This window comes from Kitasatospora sp. NPDC056731, from assembly GCF_040687675.1.
Taxonomy (GTDB): Bacteria; Actinomycetota; Actinomycetes; order Streptomycetales; family Streptomycetaceae; genus Kitasatospora.
Map to the genome: position 1 here is coordinate 63,662 of NZ_JBFBNR010000021.1, position 17,733 is coordinate 81,394.

Below are 17,733 nucleotides of genomic sequence, written 5' to 3' on the forward strand. Positions count from 1 at the left end.
GCGCGCAGTCGGGATCGGTGGCCGCCCGGGCGACGAGATCGCCCCCGGCCGGGGCGGGCGGCTTCCCCCGGCCGGTCGACCTCCCCGAGCGCCCGGCGGCACCCCGCAGCGGTCAGCCGAGCGAGTCCACCAGTTCGGCGATCGCCGTCAACGGCTGGTGGGCCGCGAGTTCGGCGGCCAGGTCGGCGGCGTTGGCGCGGTAGGCCGGGTCGGCCAGGACCCGGTCGACGGCCTCGCGCAGCTCCGGCTCGCCCGGGCGCCCGGTGCGCAGGTCGACGCCGACACCGCGCCAGGCCACCCGGGCGGCCACCTCGGGCTTGTCCTCGCTGCCGCCCGCGACCACCAGCGGCACCCCGAAGGCCAGCGCGGTGTGGACACCGCCGTAGCCGCCGTTGCTGATCAACACGTCGGCGTGCGGCAGGAGCCGGTCGAACGGCAGGTAGCCGGCGGCCCGCACGTTGTCCGGCAGGCCGCCGAGCGCCTGCGCCAGCAGCTCGGGCCCGTCCGGGCGGACCGTGGCCGCGACCACCAGCAGGTCGGGGCGGTCGGCCAGCGCCCGCACCGCGGGGACCAGCAGCTCGGTCAGGTCGTCATTGGCCAGGGTGCCCTGGGTGACCACCACGACCGAGCGGTCGGACGTCAACTCCGGCCACCACTGCGGCAGTTCAGCCTCGACCCGGCTCTGCGGAGCCAGCGCGCCGATGTAGCGCAGCGAGGCCGGCGCGTCACTGCGCGGGTACTCGAACCCCGGGACGGTCAGCTGCAGGTAGTGGTCGGGCCCGGTGACGGCGGCGTTCGCCCGTGGCCCCGGCGGCAGTTCGGCCCCCACCCCGGCGAAGACCTCGGCCGCGTACTGCCGCAGCGGCTCGCCGCGCAGCGCCGCCTCGGCGTTCAACTCCCGGTTGCGGGCCAGCCCTTCCGGTCCCGCCTGGGGCGCCAGCGCGAGGCCGAAGGGCGCCGTGTCGACACTCTGCAGCATCGGCGGGGACACCCCGATGCCCACCACGGCCGGCCGCTCCTCGCGCGGATGGGCCAGCGCCAGAGCCACCGCGCCGTGGAAGAAGCAGTCACCGAGCACGACCGTGGCCGGGAACTCCGCCAGCAGCGCGCGCAGCGCCCGGTACTGCGCGGGCACCGGGTCGATGAAGATGTTCCGGGCGTCGAAGGCCAACCGCTGCGGCCCGGGCGGCAGTTCGGCCCGGCCCGGGAAGGAGTCGTTGATCCGGCGGTCGTCGAAATCCGCCTCCGCCGGCAGGGCGACGAAGCGCGCCCCGGCCTCCTCGGCGGCCCCGGCGAACCGCGCCCCGCCGAGGAAGACCACCTCGTGCCCGCGCGCCACCAGATCGGCGGTGATCGCCAGCAGCGGCGCGGTGTGCCCGTGCGCGGGCATGGCGGCAGTGATGATCCTGGACATGTGAAGCCCCCCAAATTCGTTCGTCGGCCGGTCCGTGCGCACCCCGTGGTCGTCCCCGCGCACCCGGCCACAGCGCAGGCTAACCCACCACGCCGCGTCCGCCCGACACCGGCGGGATGGCGGCGGGGCGCGCGGGGCGGCGGGCGGCGAGACCAGGCGGGACGGGCGGGGCCGCCCGTCCCGCCGGCCGTCAGCTCGTCAGCTCGTCAGCTCGTCAGCCACGGTCGTCAGGAGACCACGTCACCCGGGCAGAGCCGCTGGGTGCCCGGGCGTCCGCGCACGGTGGCGTCCACGCAGCCGCCCGGCAGGCCGTCGTGGACCGTGGTGCCGAAGTTGGCGGTGACGGTCAGCGTGCCGTCGCCGAAGACGGTCCGCTGCACCAGGTGGTCGCCGGTCAGCCAGCGGAAGGAGGTCAGCTGCCGGGTGCCGGCCGCCTGGTGCAGCGGCGCGAAGTACTGCTGCAGGGCGGCCAGTTCCCGCAGGTTCTGCCCGTCGCGCGGGTCCTTGTCGCTGAGCACGAAGTTGAGCGGGGTGTTGTCGAGCATCGCCAGCAGCGCGCGCGTGGTCTTCTGCTCCGGCAGTTTGCCGAAGGGCAGTTCCCAGCGTTCGACGTTGACCAGCGAACCGTGCAGCGCCGTCTCGTACAGCGGCACCCGGTACCGCGGGTCGTACATCGCCTTCAGGGCGGCGGCCACCCGGGCCTGGTGCTCGGGCTTGAAGTCCGTGGTCCGCACCGGCTTGAAGAAGGTGGCGGCGGCCTGTTCCGGGGCGTAGCCGCCCCAGGCGCCGTCGTCCTTGGGGTCCTGCGGCCCGTTGTCGAAGTGCCCGGACTCCATCGCCCACAGCCGCCCGTCCACCGGGGTGCCCGAGCCGTGGTCGAAGGCCAGCACCTGGTTGGCCCAGGAGCCGGCGGACTCCGAGCCCAGGACCAGCGGGGCGGGCCGGCCCGTGGACGCGTCGTACGAGCCGTCCGTCAGGCGCCGCATCCGGGCGAGCCGGTTGGCGCGGTCCTCGTCCATGGTCATCGCGTGGCCGGGGTCGAAGTCCCGGAAGAGCTCGCCCGCCGCGTCCACGTCGAGGAAGTAGCTGTCGGCCCCGTTGGCGACCAGCGAGCGGGTGCGGTTCGCCAGGTAGTGCTGCTGCGGCTCGGCCTGCTCGAACGCCTGCGAGCTGAGGTAGCAGCCCTTCTTGTGGAAGCCGGGTTGCGGCGTCCCGTCGGCCCTGAGGACGCAGAACCGGGGGTAGACGTCGTCCGGCCAGACGGAGTTGGGGGAGGAATCGTCCGTCTTCTGCTGGCCGTTGGCGAAGGAGTCGTACGGTCCGACCAGGTAGCCGGCGGCCTCGGCGGCCTTGACGTCCTCGCTCGTCATCGGGGAGTCGTCGGAGTCGTAGCCGAGCCAGAGCCGGGAGACGCCCAGTTCCTTGAGCCGGTCGAGGTAGGCGGGCCGGCGGGCGCCGCCCCAGGCGTAGGCGTGGAAGGCGCCGAGCAGCTTCGCGGTCTGCGGGTTCTGCTTGATCTTCTCGCTCAGGCTTCCCAACTGCCCGTGCTCCGCAAGCCAGTTGCGGTAGTCCACGGCCGGGGCCACCGGGGAGCCGTCGGTGAGGGAGAAGGCCACGGTGTACGCGCCGGTGCCGTTCCCGGCCGCGAACCCGTGCTCGGCCGTGGCCCGCAGCCGGCCGTCCTGGGAGGCGAACGTCAGCGACGTGCCGATGTCGGTGGGGACGATGTAGCTGACGCCGGCCCGGCCGGCGCGGAGCGTGTAGCCCCACATCGGCATGGACAGCTGCGAGCTCAGCTCCTGCTCCTCGCCGACCAGCGCCCCGTCGGAGGAGTTCCAGAACGGGTCGTCGACGGGAACGGACAGCCCCTCGCCGCGCGGGAGCTGGACCTCGGCGGCGGCCGGATCGGCGGCGGTCACCGGCCACCGCACCGAGGTGTCGCCGCCGCTCCCGGTGGGGGCGGTCCCGGTGAGGGCGGTCCCGGTGAGGGTGACCAGCAACCGGCCGTGATCGGCGCGGACTTCGGCCCGCAGGCCCTTCTCCGGGTACGACCAGGCCGCGCCGCTCGCCGTCCTGACCGGGTCGCTCGCCCTGCCCAGCCCCTGGTCGGCCGGAGCGGACAGCAGGACCACCCGCCCGTCCTCGGTCCGGGCCTCGGCCCGCAGCGTGGCCGCATCGATGGTGGCGGTGCCGCCGCGTACCGGCACGTCGACGCGCCCGTCATGGACCCGCACCCGCAGCTGCGAGGCGGAGCTGGCGCTGGCGCTCGCCACGGTTCCGGACACCAGCGCGGTGGCCACGGCGAGGACGAGAACAGCGCGCGGAACGTGCCGGCGGGCGGGGCCCGCAAAGGATGACGCATGAGTACCTGTGTGCATGACACAGTGATACGAAGGACTCCTAAGAAGTCCTTAAGAAACGACCCTTGACCACCGGTCATGCTGACGGCACCCGAGCTTGGACAGCTGCCCCGGCGGTCCGGCAGAGCGCCCGGCGGGATGAGGGGCGCCGTCAACGCCTCCGCAGATCGAGCGAGACGACGGTCAGCCGACGCAGTTCCTCCGGTGCGTCCGGGTGCCGCCCGTCGGTGATCTCGGAAAGGGTGCCGAACGAACCGGGGTAGACCATGACGGAAAGGCCTTCCTGGACAAGACACGCGAATATCGCGGACTCCTCCAGAAAGTACTGTGCGGACATTTCGACCCGCCTCTCCAGTTCTGCCTCGGCAAGCTGGCCGGAATACCTGGCATGAAAGCGTCGCCCGAACGCATCGACGGACTCCCGGAAGTTCCGGTCGGCCCGGCGGTAGTCGGCGAGGCCTCGATGGTGCTTTGCGTAGGAATCCCACCGCTGCACTTCGGAGCAGCGCAGGAACGTGAATTCGGTCCGCTCGCGTTCGGCCGCGAACAGGGCCCGGGTGTCGGCGATGAAGCGGTCGCCCAGGGCCAGCGCCCGGGAGAGCGCCTCGTCCTCCGGCAGTCCCTGGGTGGACGCCAGGGTGATCCGGTGGATGCTGTCCCCGACCAGCACCGTGCAGCGGGGGAACCGCCCGGCTATCCAGCGGAGCATCGCGGCGAGTTTTCCCGGAGCGAAGTTGCCGTTCTCCAGGCTGACGCCGAGGAAGCACTGGCCCCGGTCCGCCAGTCCGGCCCGCCGGGCCGGAGGGGAGACCAAGTCAACACTCGCCTTGTAGGAGGTTTTCGGCCGATTCTCGGAGATTCCTGATATGCCGACAGAAGTCTGTTCGTAAGGAGGCACGCGAAAACCCCTCCGGGCCATCGAACGAGTGAGCGATGATCGGTACGGGATCGAAGTTAGGTTTCGTCCGATCAACCGTCAAATCGCTTCAACTCGCCCACAGCACAGTGGCCGGGCCCGGAATGGACCGTGACTCCATCGGCCCGATGGCTTGAGGCCTCATGAGTCTGACGGTGTGTTGCTCGCCCGAGTTTGTTCAGTGTTCGGCAGCGCTGCGGAACTGCAGGGCGATCGCCCCCGCCTGGTGGATGTCCGTGATGCCGAGGACCGCGACGGAGCCCACCGTCGAGGCGTCGCCCCAGCGGCACACCACAGCTCCTCTGCCGATCTGGTGCCCGCACTGCATGGCTCCGCCGAGCGGGCCGGCGTCGACGTCCTGGGGGTCCTCGATCTTCGCGCCCGCGAAGAAGTTGGTGAGGCCCCAGGAAAGCGAGTGCGTGGCGTTTTCCCGGGCGAGCTTGGGATCCCACTGCGTAGTGGAGGCGTTGAAGACGAGGCTCGGCCGGGTGCCGTCCGGCGTGTCCGTATAGAACCAGTAACGCTCGGGGGTCGCGCCCGGCACCCGGGCCGACAGGCCGACTGCGGCCTCACCGGTGATCAGGTGGTAGCCGGCGACGGTTGCCGGAGCGTCGATGGTGCGCCCGGCCGGGCCTGACCGGGCCGCAGGGCCGTAAGAGGAGTCCGAACCCGCCTCCACGACCACTGCGATCACCCCGGCGCCGACGAGGAGGAGAGTCGCCACAATGCTGACGCTCCTGCGCCTTCTCCGCACCGCGGCGACGCGGGGCGCCTCTTCGAGGGTGCGGGCGACGGGGTTTCGCCAGGTGCCGGTGAACCGCCAGGCGAGGAGGACAGCGATCAGAGCGGGTATACCCCACGTCCCCATGGACTGTCCGATTTGGTACGCATGTGAATGCGTGTCAACAGCGAGAAGCACGTGGCGCATCGTAGCGGGCCCACTCGGCCTCGGGAGCAGGCGGCTGCCCTCCGTCCGTGGACGGACAAGCAGGCTGTACGCCTGCTCCGGGGGCCCGGCCTCCTACCTCCGAGCGATCCTCGGAGTCCGGTGGTCCTCCGGGCGTCCTGGCTCTTCACCGCCGAGGGTTCCGATCCGTCGGCCCTGCGCGGCACGGCACGGGTTGATCCAACTCTGACGCGCTGACTGGCAGTTGGTGGTTTCGGCGAAATGCTCAGACGGTCCTCAAATCCGACCGGAAGGTCTTGCCCCGCTGCGCTGGATGAGTGACGGTATGTCCCGGCTTCGTTTACAGAACGCAACCTGAGTCGCCCGGATGGCGGCGTGTCGTGGGGGAGATCAGCGTGGCCGAAGACGCCGACTACATCATTCCGCCGCCGTCGGGCCCAGGTGGTGATGGCCCGTCAGGCGCTGGGGCGGCCCGTCCTGCTGGGCCGCCTTCGGCATCCGGCGCGGCGCCGTCGCCGCAGTCGCAACCGCCGTCGCCGCGGCCGCCGGTTCCGCAGCACGCGCCGACGGCAGGCCCGGGGAGGCCCCGGCTCGCTCGGGTACCGCGCCACTGGCAGCTGATCGTGGCCGCGGTCGTGCCCTGCCTCGTCCTGGCCGGCATCGGGTGGTGGCTCTGGCCGCAGCAGCCGACGAGCCTGCCGCCGCACGTGGCCGCGGGTACGGTCCAAGCGGACCTCGTGAGCCCTGACGGCGTCAGTCGGCTGGCCGGGACGACGCTGGTCGCCGGCCCGCAGTCGGACCGGCCGCACGCCCCGCTCGCCGTGTCGCCGTCGGAATGCGCCGTCGCGGCGGGACCGACGACCCAGTCGGTCTACGGGCAGGCGTGGACCGCGTTCCTGTCGGCGACCTACCAGGACGCAGGGGCCACGGGCGCCTACACCGTGAACCAGGTCATCGGCGTGTTCCCGGACAGCGAGAAGACCGGCGCGGCCTTCCAGGCGCTCACCGACGGCCTCACCAAGTGCCCGTCCTCGACGGTCACCGACCAGGCAGGTCGTACCGCGAAGTGGGCCTACACGGCCCACCCTCCCACCGAGGTCGCCGTGGCGTGGACGGCGGCGCAGGACGGCGCACAGGACGGCGGCGCGCAGTGGGCCTGCCACCACCAGGCGCGGGTGAAGGGCACGAGTCTGGTCCAGGTCGCCGTCTGCCAGGCGGGCGACGGCCAGCCGACCACCGCGAAGCTCGCCGACGAGCTCACCGGGAAGGTGAGCGGATGACCGTGTCCCCGTACGGGCCGGCCGCCCGCCGCCGGCGAACCGTACGGACGACCGTGCGGACGGCCGTACGGACCACCGCACGGCGCGTCGTTCTCCTGGTGCTGGCGGCCGTGCTGGTGCCGGTCGTCGGCGCGGGAGCGCCCGCGTTCGCGGCCACCGGCGCTGCGGCCGTCGCGGCCCAGTCGGGCGCCGTCGCTGTCCTGGTCCCGTCCGGGGACGTCGCGGCCGCCTCGGCGGACCTCATCCGGGAGATCGAGGACTTCAACCGGCAGGAAGCGGAGATCGCGCAACAGGGCAAGGCCGTGGTCGCCGAGGCGGAGCAGATCACCAAGGATGCCGCCGCCCTGCGCAACGACACCGCGGCGTTCGAGAGCAAGGCCGCTGCCGCGAAGCAGAAGGCCGGCAGCTTCGGGACGCGCGCGGCGGCCTTGGCCTCCAGGATCGATGCCCACAACAACAAGCCGCACACCTTCCAACTGCCCGCGCAGGCCGCCGCGTCCAGCGCGTACGACGCCGAGGCGAGCGAACTGAGGGCCGAACAGGCCCAGCTCCAGGCCGAGAAGGGCAGCCTGGAGAGCGAGCAGTCCCAGCTCGGGCAGGAGGAGTCCAAGCTCAGTTCCAGGCAGTCCCAACTCACCACCGCCGCCAAGGCCCAGGAGGCGAAGGCCAAGGAGCTCCAGGCCAAGGAGCAGCAGCTCCAGCCCCGGGCCCAGCAGTTGCTCCAGCAGATGGCCCAGGCCACCCAGAGCCTCGCCGACAATCCACCGGACCCGGCGGCGGCGATGGACCAGGGCGGTGACGCGGCCGCCCCTCCGCAGCACCGCGCTCACGCCCCGTCCCAGAACCAGAGTCAGGGCCAGAGCCAGTCCCAGAGCCGGAGGCGGGGAGTCGACACCGTCGACACTGCCGACACCGCTGACACCCCCGGCACCGCCGACAGCCCGTACCAGCAGCCGCGCACCTCCGCCCTGAAGGCCTACGCGAAACAGGCCGGCACCACCGTCGACATGCGCCCGGGCACGGCGTACCTGCTGCCCGAAGCCGTCGGGCAGCTTCCCGCCGCACAGGCAGCGCAGCTCGGCAGCCCGTCCATCGCCTACGACGGGCTGGTCCGCAAACCCGACGGGACCTACACGGCCCTCCAGGTGCAGATGCCGGGGGCTGCCACGGCCCCCGCCCTGGAGGTCTTCAGAACCGCCATGGACCGCCGCGGCCGGCTCGTCGCGTACAAGGCCGGCGTGAAGCTCGTCATCGACGAGATCAAGTCCGTCCAACCGGCGCCGGAGCCCCCGGCGACCGGCCCCGGGAGCCCGTCGCCCTCTCCTTCCGGCAAGGCCGCCTGCCTGACCCGGCCCCGGGGGAGGGCGAGCGGCGGCGGATGGATCCTCAACACCGAGCAGCCCGTGCCCAGTCGTAACCGGACCGCGGGCCCGAGCCCCTCCGGCTCCCGGGCCCCCGCGCCGGCCACCAGGGCCGGCAAGGCGGAGGCCTGCCTGACGAACCCCCTGGTCAAGGGGGACGAGGCCGACGGCGACATCACGGGCTGGGAGGACGCGAACGCGCAGTCTCCCAGCGGCGGCCTCGCCCGCTGCCATCTGATCGCCAACGTCCTCGGGGGAAGGGGCAGTCACAAGGAGGACTGGATCAACCTCGTCCCGTGCTACCAGCTCGGGATGAACATCAAGGGGATCAGCATGAGGATGTTCGAGGCCAGGGTCCAGAAGGAGGTGAACGCGCTGTCCGCGGACGGGGACGCCGCCGTGTACTACGTGGTGACGCCCCTCTACCGGGACGACAGCAGCACGATCCCGTGGGGCGCGAGCATGAGTGCGACGGTCCAGCTGCCCGACGGCGCGTCATGGCCCGTCTTCAACGAGCAGACCCTCCTGAACGTCCCCTGGGACGGCGGGCCCGGTCTGGGGAACTGAGACCGGGCAGCCGGCAACCGGGGACCCGGGACCGGTACGGCTTGGAGGCCGGCATGACCCGCACCACCCCGCCGAGGCCGGATGACATCGAGGCGGCCTTCCCACGGCTGGCCCCGCTGGCCCGGACGGCGACCCGGCTGCACCCGCGGCCCGGATCGCCGTCCCCGCGGGAGAGCTCGGTCGGAGGTCCGCTGCTGTGGCCCGCCGCCGAGCCGTGGCCGCACTGCGAGGGCACGCACCGGGTGCCGGCCGTGCTGCCTGCGACCTCCCCGGCGGATGTCCGGCTGTTGCGCGAGATCCGGGCGGCCGCCCGGAGCCGGCCAGCGGGTGCCCGCTCCTACACCCCGCAGGAGCGCGCCGCGCTGGATCGGGCCGGCGCCGGCCGCCCGTGCCCGCAGGGGCCGGTCGCGATGCTGGCCGTGGCCCAGCTGTACGTCCGCGAGGTGCCCGACCTGCGTCCACCCGAAGGCGCGGACCTGCTCCAGGTTCTGTGGTGTCCCTTCGACCATCCCTTCGAGCACCCTTTCGACTACTCCTGGGAGAGCATGCCGAGGACCGAGCTGTTCTGGCGGTCCGCCACCGCGGTCGGCGAGGTCCTCACCGCGCCTCCGCAGCCGCCCGCGATCCAGTACGAGGACTACCTGCCGCAGCCGTGCCTGGTCTCCCCCGAGCGGGTCACCGAGTACCCCCTGGCGGTGGAGCTCGACCCGGACCTGCGCGCGCAGGTCCGGGCGTGGAGCGCCCGGCGGAAGACCGGTGCGGGGCCGGGCAGCGCCTACGACGGGGCGGAGGACGGGTACTACGACTGGGAGTTGTCCGTCGCCCCCGGTTGGAAGGCCGGCGGCTGGGCTCCCTGGAGCTTCACCGATCCCGCTCCGCAGTACTGCCGCGCCTGCGGTTGCCGGATGGACCCGATGCTGACCATCGCCACGAAGGAGTGGCGCGCGGACGTCCGCAGCTGGATCCCGTACGAGGACCGGGCCGGCGCGACCCAGGCCGGCGCGACCCGGGACGCCGTCCGACCCGACTCGGCGGCACCGACCATGATCACCGTCGGCGACGGGTACAACCAGCAGATCTACGCATGCCCGGCGGCCCCGGAGCACCCGCACGCCGCACTGCTGCAGTAGCCGACCGGAGCCGCCCCGCTGTGCCCGGGCCGACGCCCCGTTACCCGAACGGAGCATGCCGGGCCCGGCAACTCGGCCGCCCCATCGCGGGCAACGGGCGGCGGGAGGCGGCCGCGCCGGTGCGTGAACGTCGAGCGGCTGGTGGGGCGGTCGCGGACGCGGATCGGCAGAATCGGGGTGTGGGGGCGGCCCCGGCTGCGCCGCAGGCGGCTACGTGAGAGGACCATGCCATGCCCGACTTCCACCCGAAGCACGATCATCTGATCGTCAAGCCGATTGGGGTTTCGACCCCGCAGGACCCGGAGACGTGGACGGGCGAGGTGGTGGCGGTGGGGCCCGGCCGGCAGTTGGGGAGCGGCAAGCCGCACCCGGTGGACGTCAAGGTCGGCGAGAAGATCCTCTTCAACAGGCTCTCCGGATCGGAGATCCGGGTGGAGGGCGAGGAGTACGTCGAGCTTCCCGAGGACGAGATCCTCGCGCTCTCCGCTGAGTAGTCCCGACAGTCCCGATAGCCCTCACAGCCCCGACAGTCCCGAGCACCTGTGCCCCCGAGACCCCCTTGGAGATTCCCGCCATGACCGAGCAGGCACCGGCCCGGATCGGCGTCACCGGATTGGCCGTGATGGGCCGCAACCTGGCCAGGAACTTCGCCCGCCACGGCTATCGGGTGGCCGTGCACAACCGCACGCTGGCGCGGACCACGGCGCTGCTGGAGGAGTTCGGGCACGAGGGCGAGTTCGTGGCCGCCGAGACCACGGAGAAGTTCGTCGCGGCCCTGGAACGCCCCCGCCTGATCGTGATCATGGTCAAGGCCGGGGCGCCGACCGACGCGGTCATCGACGAGCTGGTGCCGCTGCTCGACGAGGGCGACGTGGTGGTGGACGGCGGGAACGCGCACTTCCTCGACACCAGGAGGCGGGAGGCGGCCCTGCGCGGACGCGGCCTGCACTTCGTGGGCAGCGGCATCTCCGGCGGTGAGCAGGGCGCCCTGGAGGGGCCGAGCATCATGCCCGGCGGCACCCCGGAGGCCTACCGGGTCCTGGGACCGCTGCTGGAGGACATCGCGGCCAAGGTCGACGGCAAGCCCTGCTGCACCCACGTCGGACCGGACGGCGCCGGCCACTTCGTCAAGATGGTCCACAACGGCATCGAATACGCCGACATGCAGCTCATCGCCGAGGCGTACGACCTGCTGCGGCACGGAGCCGGACTGCAACCCGACGCGATCGCCGAGGTCTTCCGGACCTGGAACGGCGGACGCCTGGAGTCCTACCTGATCGAGATCACCGCCGAGATCCTCGCCCACACCGATGCGGCGACCGGGAAGCCCTTCGTCGACGTCGTGCTGGACCAGGCCGAGCAGAAGGGCACCGGCCGCTGGACCGTCCAGAGCGCGCTGGAGCTCGGCGTGCCCGTCAGCGGGATCGCCGAGGCGGTCTTCGCCCGGGCGCTGTCCGGCAGCGTGCCGCTCCGGCAGGCCGGCCGGGGGCTGCCCGGCCCCACCGAGACCTGGCTCGACAGCGCGGCGTCGGACCGGTTCGCGGACGACGTCGAGCAGGCGCTGTACGCCTCCAAGATGGTGGCCTACGCCCAGGGCTTCAACCAGATCCAGGCCGGCAGCGCGGAGTACTCCTGGCAGATCGACCCCGGCGAGATGGCCGCGATCTGGCGCGGCGGCTGCATCATCAGGGCCCGGTTCCTGGACCGGATCAGGGCCGCGTACGAGGCCGACCGGGAGCGCCCCACCCTGCTGACCGACGCGCACTTCCGGGAGGCGCTCGGCTCCGCGCAGTCGGCCTGGCGACGGGTCGTCTCGGCGGCGGTCGAACTCGGGGTGCCCGCCCCCGGCTTCGCGACCGCGCTCGCCTACTACGACGGCCTGCGGGCGGGGCGCCTCCCGGCCGCACTGGTGCAGGGCCAGCGGGACTTCTTCGGCGCGCACACCTACCGTCGCGTCGACCGGGACGGGACCTTCCACACCCGCTGGGAGGTCGAGGGCCGCCCGGAGGAGCAGCGCTGAGACACCCGGGACACCTGGGACACCCGCAACCACCGTGCGGGAGCGACATACGGACAGACCGGCGCCACAGAAGGTGATTCCGCGGTCACCACGGGTAGGAGCGTGGCGCAAACCCCTACCTCCAGGAGACCCGCATGGCCCAGCAGGCCGACCTCATCCTCCACGGCGGCGAGATCGTCACCGTCGCCGAGAGCGCCGAAAGTGACGCCCGGCCCCCCGAGGCCGTGGCCGTCAAGGACGGCACGATCGTCTTCGTCGGCCCCCGGCAGGAGGCGCTGGACCAGTGGAGCGGCCCGCACACCGTCGTACGGGACCTTGAGGGCCGCGCCCTGCTGCCCGGGTTCGTCGACGCGCACGGGCACCTCGGCGGCATCGGCCTCCAGGCCACCATCGCCAACCTGCTGGCCGCGCCGGACGGCGACGTCACCGGGCTCGACTCGCTGAAGGACAAGCTGCGCGCCTGGGCCGGGAGCACGGTGGGCGCGGACTCCGAGTGGATCGTCGGGTTCGGCTACGACGACGCGATGCTCGCCGAGGGCCGCCACCCCACCCGCGAGGACCTCGACGAGGTGTCCAGGGACCGCCCGGTGCTCGCCATCCACCAGTCCTTCCACCTCGGCGCGGTGAACAGCCTCGGCCTGAAACGGCTCGGCTACTCGGCCGCCACGCCCGACCCCGAGGGCGGGGTGATCCGGCGGCGCGAACTCGCCGTCCCGCCCGCGCACGGCGAGCCCGACGGGGTCCTGGAGGAGAAGGCGTTCACCCCGGCCTCGGACCTGGCGCTCGAGGGGCTGCCCGAACGGGCACTGCTGATGCTGTTCATCACCGGCGCGGCCACGGCGGCGAGCTTCGGCTTCACCACCGTCCAGGAGGGCGGCACCACCCTCGCCAACCTCAAGGCACTGCGGGACACGGCCGACGCCGTGCCGTTCGCGGTCGACGTGGTCGCGTACGTGAAGGCCGGCGAGGCGGCTGCCTCCGCGCTGGACGACCCGATCGGGGTGAGCGACGAGTACGTGGACGGCGTCCGCGCGGCCGGGGTGAAGCTGGTGCTGGACGGCTCGCCGCAGGGCCGCACGGCGTGGCTCACCGCGCCGTACCTGACGCCGCCGGCCGGGCAGCCCGAGGACTACTGCGGATACCCGGCGGAGCCGGACGACGCGGTGGTGGCCAAGCAGGTCAGCACCGCGGTCGAACGGGGCTGGCAGGTGCTGGCGCACGTCAACGGCGACGCGGCGATCGACCAGTTCCTCCGGGCGGTCGAGGCGGCCGGGCCGGGCCGGCGGCCGACCGTGGCCATCCACGCGCAGACCGCCAGCGAGGACCAGGTCGAGGCGTTCGCCCGACTGGGGATCGTGCCGTCCTTCTTCTCCATGCACACCTACTACTGGGGCGACTGGTACCGCAGGACCGTCCTCGGCGAGGAGCGGGCGGCCACCATCTCCCCCGCCCGCTGGGCACTCGACCGCGGCCTGCGCTACACCTCGCACCACGACGCGCCGGTGGCGCTGCCCGACTCGATCGCCGTGCTGTCCAGCCAGGTGACCCGGCGCACCCGGACCGACGGGGTCGTCCTCGGGCCGGAGCAGCGGGTGTCGGCCCTGGATGCGGTCCGCGCGATCACCCTCAACGCCGCCCACCAGTACGGCGAGCAGGACCGCAAGGGCAGCATCGAGGTCGGCAAGCTCGCGGACCTGGTGATCCTCAGCGCCAATCCGCTGACGGTCGACCCGGAGGCGATCCGCGACATCGAGGTCGTCGAGACGATCAAGGCGGGAACGACCATCCACCCGCCGGCACCCGCCGCCCGGGCCGCCGCGATCCCGACCACCGCGCCCACCCCGCAGTGGGGCTGCTGCTGAGCGTCCGGGGCCGGGCCGGGAAACTCCGAGGTCCCCGGCAGGGTCAGGCTTTGGCGTCGCTGTGGCGGCACCGTACCGAAGCGGCCGAGCGGGGGCTGGGAGCGCCCGCTTACCGCACCACGAATCGGTGCCGGCGCTGTCGAAGGCGGTGAGCGGGCGGGCGAGCGGGCGATCCGGAAGCTGCCGGTGGATCTGCCGATCGGCGGCGCGCCGCGGACCTAACGTTCGGTGCGGCGCCGGACGCAGCGGGACGGGCGCCGCAGGAAACCCTCCCGCTACTTCGTCAACTCCGCTTTTCCCGGAAGGACTTCAAGCCCACCCATGTCCAGACTCCGCTCCCGGGTCGCCGCCCTGGCCGCCCTCGCCACGATCGGGTTCGGCGCCCTCACCACGGGTACCGCCGACGCCGCCCAGGCCGCCGCCCCCGCCGCGGCTCCGGCCGCCGTGGCCGCCGCGCCGTCCGAGCCCACCCACATCCCGATGAACAGCCTGCTGAACCGCAACCAGGCCTGGTACTCGCCGAACGGCCACATCATGCTGGCCATGCAGGGCGACGGCAACGTCGTCCTGTACCGCGACACCACCCCGATCTGGGTCGCCAAGGGCGCCATCCCCAACGGCAACATCCTGGTCATGCAGGGTGACGGCAACCTCGTCGTGTACTCCGCCGCCAACACCCCGCTGTGGGCCAGCAACACCGGCGGCAACCCCGGCGCCGAGCTGGCCGTCTACAACGAGGGGGCGATCGCCGTCCAGCTGAACGGCAAGATCCTGTGGACCAGCGCCCCGGCGGCGCCGACTCTGCCCAAGTGCCCGCCGTGGGGCCCGCCCTACCCGGGCCAGGTCACCTGGCCGTGGTGCCCGACCTGGCCCTTCCCGAGCTGACCCCCACCCCGGACGGTCACGCGACCGGCCCGTGCCCCCGCCGCCCGAACGGCGGCAGGGGCACGGGCCGGTGCCCAGGAGGTGCTTGGCGACGAGCCCGCCGACCGAGTGGCCGATGATCACGGGCGGGGTGTCGAAGGACCGCACGACGCGCGCGTAGTGATCCATGAGCACGCCGAACGACTCAGAACTCGCGCAGATCGGCGGAGTGGGGGCTTCGACGGTGCCCCTAGTTGCCGCAGGTCAGGTCCTTGGCGGGCAGCCGACCGGTGGTCAGGTAGCGGTTGACGTCGGCGCTCGCGCAGGACGGACCGGCCACCACCACACCGTGGCCCTCGCCGCCGGCCACCGTGATCATCCGTGCACCGTGCAGCGCCCTCCGCATGCCCTGTGCCATGGCCAGTGTCGCCTGCGGGTCCCACTGGTTCTGCACGATCAGCGCGTTGACGTCGTTGTTCACCACGGTGGCCGGCTCGCCGGCCGCCCGCTTCCAGAACGCGCACGGCTGGATGTTGGCGCCCAGGTCGCCGGCCAGCGGGTAGCGGGCCTTGTCCCGGATCGCGTCCCGGCGGTACTGCTCGGGGTCGCGCGGCCAGTCGCGGGTGTCGCCGCAGAAGACGGCCCACACGACGGCGGCCCGGTTGTTCTCCGGGTCGACCGGGGCAACCAGGTCTGCCGGGTCGACCGGGTCGGCGGCCCGCGCGCCCGCGCCCTCGTCGGCGGCCCGGACCGGGGTGGCGTCGGACACCGCCGCGCCGGTCACGCCGGTCGCCCCGGCCGAAGCGGCCGAAGCGGCCGAAGCGGCCGGCCCGCCCGCGGCTGCGGCCTTGAGCGCGACGATCCAGGGCGTGACGGCCTCGACGCGGACGAACTCGGCGTACCTGGACCGGATAGCGTCGCCACTGAGCACCCCGCCCTCCACCGGAACGGGCGTGCGGTCGGCGTGGGCGATCAGGTCCCAGTACGCCTTCCGGACCTCCGCCGCAGTCGCGCCCAGCCCGTACGCGGTGTTGCGGGCGGCGGCCCACTCCGTCCACCGGGTGAAGGCGAGTTCGGCCCCCGCCGACCACCCCCGGAACATCCCCCGCCACGCGAGCGCCGGATCGAGCGCGCTGTCGAGCACGAACCGGTCCGCGCGCCGGGGGAACATCTGTGTGTAGACGGCGCCCAGGTAGGTGCCGTACGAGTACCCGAAGTAGGAGATCTTCTGTTCCCCCAGCACCGCCCGGACGACGTCCATGTCCCGGGCCGTGTTGCGGGTGGTGATGTGCGCCAGCGTGTCCCCCGACTTGGCCCAGCACTTGTCGGCCACCGTCCGGGCCCGGGCCACGTCCTCGGCGAACTTCCCCTCCACGTACGGGCGTTGGTAGACCTGCTCGTCGGGCGTCAGGCCGCAGCTGACCGGCGAGCTCTGCCCGACCCCGCGCGGGTCGAAGCCGACCAGGTCGAACCGCTCCCGCACCTGCGCCGACAGCAGCGGCTGCATCTCCACGGGCAGGCCCAGCCCCGGGAAACCCGGGCCACCGGGATTCATCAGCAGCACGCCGTGCCGCAGCTTCGCGCTGCCCGCCTTGATCCGCGATATCGCGAGGTCGATCCTCCGGCCCCCGGGGTTGCCGTAGACCAGAGGAACCTTGACCTTCGCACACTCGAACCCCGCCGGCCCGCCCGCGTCGCAGCGCTCCCAACGGAGCTTCTGCTGCGCGTACTGCTGGAGCGGGTCCCCGCCCGCCGCGAACGCCGTCACCGGGGTGAGCGCCGCGATCACGGTCGTCACCGCGCCGACCGTCAACAGGGAGATCGTTCGTCCGTCTCGCAGCGCCATGCCCGTCCTCAGTGCAGAATCGGTGTTCTCGGATCGCCTCCAGTCTCCGTTCGGGCGCTCTCGTCCCCCGTACGGCGCAGGGATGGGTTCATGATCAGACTTGCGGCGTACACCGACGGGCTGACGTAAGGCCAGAGTCCCACCTCCCGCCGGCCGCCGGTCAGGGCCGACGGCCTGTCGCCCGCCTGCCGGCGCTCGCGCTGCGCACTCCACGGCCCGCAGCCTGCGACGTTCTCTCGCAGGTGTGCCACCGACGAGGTGCCGCGGATCAGCAGGGTGTTCGGCGACCGCCGCAGCAGCCAGGCCAGGGTGATCCACCCGTCGCGGCGGTCGCGGATGGTGGTTGTCGATTGTGCGATGTCCTGTCGACGCCGCCTCGCCCTGTCGGCGTGCTGCTCGCCTGGGCGTCGGGCATGGTACTGCACGGCCCCAAGGGAATGCCGTACGCCGCCTGCACCGTCCTACACGGAGGCTCCAGCGTGAGTACCATGCGCAACGTCATCCATTACTAGGGAGTGAACGGTTGTGACCAGCCAACCAGCCAGCACGCTCCGTACGCGGCTCGTCGATCAGGCCGCATCGGATCTGGAAGAGAACCGTCGGCGTCAGCAGGAACTGGCCGAGGAGGTCAGGATGCTGAAGCAGGAGGAAGCCCTCCTGGTCGACATCCTCCACCTCGCCGAACGGTACGAGGGCCTGTCGGAACCCTCGCCCCTGCCCCAGCAGGCACAGGACGAGCCCGTGCTCACCGGGGCGAAGCGACGCCGGGCGTCCGCTGCGGCCCCCGCCCGCACACCTTCGCCGCGTTCGCCGCGTTCGGCGCGTTCGGCGCGGACGGAGAAGACGGCGAAGCCCGCGAAGGCGGGAAAGGCGGGGAACACGGCGCGGACGGTGCGGGCGGGGAAGCCGGCACGGGCCGCCGCGGCGGGGAAGTCGCGGCAACCCCTACTCGGAGAACTCCTGTTGTCCCTGCTCAGCGGTCACGACGAACCGCGCCTGGCGAAGGAGCTGCGGGACGAACTGCTGGTGAAGCACTCGGACCGCACCCCCACCCCGCAGGTCGTGCGCAACACCCTGGAGTCGCTCGTGGCCAAGGGGAACGTCCAGCGCCACAAGCAGCAGCGGTCCGTGCTGTACACCCTCGCCGAGTCCGGCCGGCACGCGCTCGCGACGCAGGAGGGCGCTCAACAGCCTTGACCTCAACCG

Annotated in this window: 13 protein-coding genes and 1 pseudogene; 8 read left to right on the forward strand and 6 right to left on the reverse strand. The window is 72.6% G+C overall.

The window, feature by feature from the left end; all coding sequences use genetic code 11:
- Nucleotides 1-112 precede the first annotated feature (112 nt).
- From AB0R04_RS22515 to AB0R04_RS22530, 4 genes are all read right to left on the reverse strand, one after another.
- Nucleotides 113-1,414 carry a nucleotide disphospho-sugar-binding domain-containing protein gene (locus AB0R04_RS22515; protein ID WP_363373850.1) on the reverse strand — a complete coding sequence of 434 codons (1,302 nt, stop codon included), beginning with the start codon at nt 1,412-1,414 and terminating at the stop codon, nt 113-115.
- Nucleotides 1,415-1,641: 227 nt separating this feature from the next.
- Nucleotides 1,642-3,714 carry a glycoside hydrolase gene (locus AB0R04_RS22520; protein WP_363373852.1) on the reverse strand — a complete coding sequence of 691 codons (2,073 nt, stop codon included), beginning with the start codon at nt 3,712-3,714 and terminating at the stop codon, nt 1,642-1,644.
- A gap of 211 nt (nt 3,715-3,925) precedes the next feature.
- Nucleotides 3,926-4,672 carry a tRNA-dependent cyclodipeptide synthase gene (locus AB0R04_RS22525; protein ID WP_363373854.1) on the reverse strand — a complete coding sequence of 249 codons (747 nt, stop codon included), beginning with the start codon at nt 4,670-4,672 and terminating at the stop codon, nt 3,926-3,928.
- A gap of 196 nt (nt 4,673-4,868) precedes the next feature.
- Entirely contained in the window at nt 4,869-5,414 is a 546-nt protein-coding gene (locus tag AB0R04_RS22530) for a hypothetical protein (RefSeq protein WP_363373856.1), read from the reverse strand.
- 818 nt (nt 5,415-6,232) lie between these two features.
- On the opposite strand from AB0R04_RS22530, the gene AB0R04_RS22535 reads away from it, so the two are divergent.
- The 7 genes from AB0R04_RS22535 to AB0R04_RS22565 all read left to right on the forward strand — a co-directional run bounded on the left by AB0R04_RS22535 (nt 6,233) and on the right by AB0R04_RS22565 (nt 14,702).
- Nucleotides 6,233-6,877, forward strand: coding sequence for a sensor domain-containing protein (locus AB0R04_RS22535; protein ID WP_363373859.1), 645 nt, complete (start codon nt 6,233-6,235; stop codon nt 6,875-6,877).
- Complete coding sequence (locus AB0R04_RS22540) at nt 6,874-8,805, forward strand: DNA/RNA non-specific endonuclease (RefSeq protein ID WP_363373861.1); 1,932 nt, start codon at nt 6,874-6,876, stop codon at nt 8,803-8,805. Before AB0R04_RS22535 ends, AB0R04_RS22540 begins: the two co-directional genes overlap by 4 nt.
- Before the next feature lie 53 nt (nt 8,806-8,858).
- Nucleotides 8,859-9,935, forward strand: a complete 1,077-nt coding sequence (locus AB0R04_RS22545; RefSeq protein WP_363373863.1) for a hypothetical protein — start codon at nt 8,859-8,861, stop codon at nt 9,933-9,935.
- 230 nt (nt 9,936-10,165) lie between these two features.
- Nucleotides 10,166-10,429 (forward strand): hypothetical protein, encoded by a 264-nt coding sequence (locus AB0R04_RS22550; protein ID WP_363373866.1) that lies wholly within the window; start codon nt 10,166-10,168, stop codon nt 10,427-10,429.
- A gap of 80 nt (nt 10,430-10,509) precedes the next feature.
- Nucleotides 10,510-11,955 (forward strand): NADP-dependent phosphogluconate dehydrogenase, encoded by a 1,446-nt coding sequence (gene gndA, locus AB0R04_RS22555; RefSeq protein WP_363373869.1) that lies wholly within the window; start codon nt 10,510-10,512, stop codon nt 11,953-11,955.
- 134 nt (nt 11,956-12,089) lie between these two features.
- The gene (locus tag AB0R04_RS22560; protein WP_363373872.1) at nt 12,090-13,817 is read left to right on the forward strand and encodes an amidohydrolase; all 1,728 of its coding nucleotides are present in this window, start codon (nt 12,090-12,092) and stop codon (nt 13,815-13,817) included.
- A 321-nt stretch (nt 13,818-14,138) separates the two neighbouring features.
- On the forward strand, nt 14,139-14,702 hold the full coding sequence (locus AB0R04_RS22565; protein ID WP_363373874.1) for a hypothetical protein: 564 nt from the start codon (nt 14,139-14,141) through the stop codon (nt 14,700-14,702).
- Between the two features lie 229 nt (nt 14,703-14,931).
- On the opposite strand, the gene AB0R04_RS22570 is transcribed toward AB0R04_RS22565, so the two are convergent.
- Nucleotides 14,932-16,527, reverse strand: a complete 1,596-nt coding sequence (locus AB0R04_RS22570) for an alpha/beta fold hydrolase (RefSeq protein WP_363373876.1) — start codon at nt 16,525-16,527, stop codon at nt 14,932-14,934.
- A 215-nt stretch (nt 16,528-16,742) separates the two neighbouring features.
- A pseudogene (locus tag AB0R04_RS22575) lies at nt 16,743-16,841 on the reverse strand (oxidoreductase); the annotation flags it as partial.
- Between the two features lie 211 nt (nt 16,842-17,052).
- Here AB0R04_RS22575 and AB0R04_RS22580 point away from each other — a divergent pair.
- Nucleotides 17,053-17,724 carry a hypothetical protein gene (locus tag AB0R04_RS22580; RefSeq protein ID WP_363373879.1) on the forward strand — a complete coding sequence of 224 codons (672 nt, stop codon included), beginning with the start codon at nt 17,053-17,055 and terminating at the stop codon, nt 17,722-17,724.
- Nucleotides 17,725-17,733 lie beyond the last annotated feature (9 nt).

Excerpts from the sequence above, each read along its gene's own strand:
- AB0R04_RS22545 (WP_363373863.1), top strand. The coding sequence starts at position 8,859 with ATGACCCGCACCACCCCGCCGAGGCCGGATGACATCGAGGCGGCCTTC.
- gndA (WP_363373869.1), top strand. The coding sequence starts at position 10,510 with ATGACCGAGCAGGCACCGGCCCGGATCGGCGTCACCGGATTGGCCGTG.
- AB0R04_RS22570 (WP_363373876.1), bottom strand. The coding sequence starts at position 16,527 with ATGGCGCTGCGAGACGGACGAACGATCTCCCTGTTGACGGTCGGCGCG.
- AB0R04_RS22565 (WP_363373874.1), top strand. The coding sequence starts at position 14,139 with ATGTCCAGACTCCGCTCCCGGGTCGCCGCCCTGGCCGCCCTCGCCACG.
- AB0R04_RS22560 (WP_363373872.1), top strand. The coding sequence starts at position 12,090 with ATGGCCCAGCAGGCCGACCTCATCCTCCACGGCGGCGAGATCGTCACC.
- AB0R04_RS22540 (WP_363373861.1), top strand. The coding sequence starts at position 6,874 with ATGACCGTGTCCCCGTACGGGCCGGCCGCCCGCCGCCGGCGAACCGTA.
- AB0R04_RS22515 (WP_363373850.1), bottom strand. The coding sequence starts at position 1,414 with ATGTCCAGGATCATCACTGCCGCCATGCCCGCGCACGGGCACACCGCG.
- AB0R04_RS22550 (WP_363373866.1), top strand. The coding sequence starts at position 10,166 with ATGCCCGACTTCCACCCGAAGCACGATCATCTGATCGTCAAGCCGATT.